Genomic DNA, 3,141 nt, shown 5'->3' with positions numbered 1-3,141 from the left:
TTATCCTCCTTGAAATGCTAACTTTTTACTGTGATTTCACATAACGTTCAGGTATTCACGAACTTGCGCAGCAAGTTGTCACTGAATCTACAACTCTGCCAAAAGCATCAATATGACGAAGGCGTAGCCGCTGCGTGAATACTGTGTTATCAGAAGTTACCGTCATCTTCGTTCAACTTACAAATAGCGGTCTTATCATATCTTCATCTAGATCTACAAGTTTTGAAATTTCTTCAATTATATATCCTTCCTTTATTGCTCTTTTTATTACTTCTACTTTAATTGTTCCTTCATTAATTGTGCTCTCCATATGTTTATCGAAATGAATCAAATCATCGTCGACTTCTCCGTCAAGTGTAAATACCATTCTGTAATCTCCTATATCATTGCCAAGATACAAAATTCTTAAGTTACAATATACAAAATCAGAATACCCACTCACATGCGTAAGTTGTATTGAACGAAGTTCTGTCTTAAGTAATTTAAGATTTGACTTCCCATTAAAAGCACTAAAAAACTCACCTCGATCTTCTTTCTTCCAATTTTCTAAATAGTTTTCAAGTCCTTTTTCTGTTCTTTCTACAATATTATTTGTTTTTGCCCATTCAATTAAGTATGTAGTGTTCATGTTTTTCCTCTCTATCGGTAATTTCTGATAACGTTCAGGTATTCACGAACTTGCGCAGCAAGTTGTCACTGAATCTACTACTTCTGCCCAAAGCATCAAGTGACCAAGGCGCAGCCGCAGCGTGAATACTGTGTTATATGAAGTATGCCACTTCCAGAGTTACTATCAAAAGTCTCTTTCAAATAAGTAAACCTTACCATTTAGTGGTTTTAAAAATTTTTCACCTATATAGCCTCTTCTTTTCAGTTCGTTTCTTAAAACTGTCATAAATGCTCCGTGAGTAACAACTAGTGTGGTCTTATTATTATTTAATTCGATTTCATCAATTACTTTTTTTGCCCTTAATAAACTGTCTTTTTTACTTTCCTGTGTGAAATGGTTTAACAACCAACCTACTCTACCAAAGATTAACCAAAATGAACGATGTAATTTGAATTTAGTTTTAACAACTGCTTTAATGTTTATTTCTCGTAATAAGTTTGTTGTAGTTATCTTATCATTAAAAATTAGTTCAGCTGTTTTTAATGCCCTAGATTGATCACTTGAATAACAATGCTCCCAATCTATTTCCCCTATAAATTCTGCACTTTCAATATCACATTGATCATAGTATTCGACCCAACTATTGAATTCTGATGATGTCATCCAAAGGATTTTCGTAATATCCACTACCCTGAAATGTCTGTCTAATCCTATTTTCATGCATTTTTCTCCTGATTTTATATTCTCTCGTCATATTTCATATAACGTTCTTGTATTCACGAACTTGCGCAGCAAGTTGTCACATGAATCTGCTACTTCTGCCAAAAAGCATCAAAGTGACCAAGGCGTAGCCGCAGCGTGAATACTGTGTTATCGGATGTCAGCGCCTTCTTCGAAATTGCTGAGAAATGATCTTTCTCCTTATTTCTCTATTCTTATTTCAAAATATCGAACTACAAATAATATTAGTTCACAAATCACTTTCCATATAATGATAGATATTAAAAATAAAATTACTCCTTGCAATACCCCTAAAGGTAAATTGTTTATTTCCTTGCCCGTATACCAATTTCCCTCTTTCACTTGTGTTTGAATAAAGTTATTCCAATATACTTTTTTCCCGAATACAATTGCTTGGTACATTATCGGTAGAATTCCTGCATAAAAAAGAACTGTTATTAAAGTGTTTGATGGTATACGTCCAAACTTAAAAATCTTATCCTTCATCATATCAGCTCCTTTTACTTGTAATTAGATTTTTAAGAGTTTATGCAAAGTGGTTTGTATTTTTTGCATTGCGCTGATTTCCTATAACGTTCTTGTATTCACGAACTTCCGTAGGAAGTTGTCACTGAATTCGCTACTTCTGCCAATAACATCAAAGTGACCAAGGCGTAGCCGATGCGTGAATACTGTGTTATAGGATGTCAGTGGCTTCTCTGAGTATACTAATCATTGTATATTTTCAAGATTTCTTCCATTCGTGATAATTCTTTTTCGTCCAAGCTTTGAAATATTATATTAAACAGATATTCAGGATGTTCTATAAATATCTCTTCTGAAAATAATAATTCTTCTGAATGATAAAAGTAAATTGACTTTTCATAATTATCTTTAACAATTTTTCTGAGTTTTTCATTATCCTTAAATTCTAAATATAGCGCCTTAATTGGTTTACTTGTAATAGCTGCAATTACAATTTCCTTAAAATCATTATTTGTAGCTAAAACATTCCCTTGTTCGTCTTTTATTATCATGTATTCTTCTTGTTGACTCTGACAACTCATAAGCAGCATAAACATCAATAGGAGTATCATCTTCTTCATTTAGAACATCCCCCCATTCAGTGATATTTTTGAAAATGTTTATGGATTCTCACTGATTTCCTATAACGTTCAGGTATTCACGAACTTGCGTAGCAAGTTGTCACTGAATCGGCTTCTTCTGCCAAAAGCATCACAGTGACCAAGGCGTAACCGCCGCGTGAATACGGTGTTATGAGATGTTGGCGGCTTCTTGGAACTACTTCGACAATTAGCTCTTCAATTACCGCATAAGCCTCCTGATTCTACTTCGACAAATGCTCTTCAATCATTGCGTAAGCTTCTTGAATCTACTTCCACAAATCACTTTTCAATCACCACATAAGCTTCTTGGATCTACTTCGACAAATTGCTTTTCAATCACCGCATAAGCTTCTTGAAACTACTTCGACAAATTGCTCTTCAATTACCGCATAAGCTTCTTGGATCTACTTCGACAAATCGCTTTTCAATCACCGCATAAGCGTCATGACTCTACTTCGACAAGTCTCTTTTCAATTACCGCATAAACTTCCTTAATCTATTTCGGTAATTCACTCTTCAACAAGTCAATAATCTGAGCATTCTGCTTTGATAGATTAATCTTGTTAAATCGCCCTTTTCATTCCGCCAATTTCTTATAACGTTCAGGTATTCACGAACTTGCGTATGCAAGTTGTCACTGATTCTACTACTTCTGCTAAATCATCAAAGTGACCAAGGCGTAGC

General features: G+C 34.4%; 4 protein-coding genes. All 4 read right to left on the bottom strand.

Annotation, left to right across the window (positions count from 1 at the left end):
• Nucleotides 1-172 precede the first annotated feature (172 nt).
• Entirely contained in the window at nucleotides 173-628 is a 456-nt protein-coding gene (locus AC1TO5_RS21105) for a hypothetical protein (protein ID WP_482064810.1), read from the bottom strand.
• Nucleotides 629-793: 165 nt separating this feature from the next.
• Nucleotides 794-1,330 (bottom strand): histidine phosphatase family protein, encoded by a 537-nt coding sequence (locus AC1TO5_RS21100; RefSeq protein ID WP_482064809.1) that lies wholly within the window; start codon nucleotides 1,328-1,330, stop codon nucleotides 794-796.
• 201 nt (nucleotides 1,331-1,531) lie between these two features.
• Entirely contained in the window at nucleotides 1,532-1,840 is a 309-nt protein-coding gene (locus AC1TO5_RS21095) for a hypothetical protein (protein WP_482064808.1), read from the bottom strand.
• 218 nt (nucleotides 1,841-2,058) lie between these two features.
• Nucleotides 2,059-2,436 (bottom strand): hypothetical protein, encoded by a 378-nt coding sequence (locus tag AC1TO5_RS21090; protein ID WP_482064807.1) that lies wholly within the window; start codon nucleotides 2,434-2,436, stop codon nucleotides 2,059-2,061.
• Nucleotides 2,437-3,141: the final 705 nt, after the last annotated feature.

The organism is Paenibacillus sp. Y930 (assembly GCF_056786375.1).
This window is presented reverse-complemented; position numbering and strand designations above follow the sequence as displayed.

Bases quoted from the DNA above. Each gene is read 5' to 3' on its own strand.
- AC1TO5_RS21105 (WP_482064810.1), bottom strand. From the start codon at position 628: ATGAACACTACATACTTAATTGAATGGGCAAAAACAAATAATATTGTA.
- AC1TO5_RS21100 (WP_482064809.1), bottom strand. From the start codon at position 1,330: ATGAAAATAGGATTAGACAGACATTTCAGGGTAGTGGATATTACGAAA.
- AC1TO5_RS21095 (WP_482064808.1), bottom strand. From the start codon at position 1,840: ATGATGAAGGATAAGATTTTTAAGTTTGGACGTATACCATCAAACACT.
- AC1TO5_RS21090 (WP_482064807.1), bottom strand. From the start codon at position 2,436: ATGAAGAAGATGATACTCCTATTGATGTTTATGCTGCTTATGAGTTGT.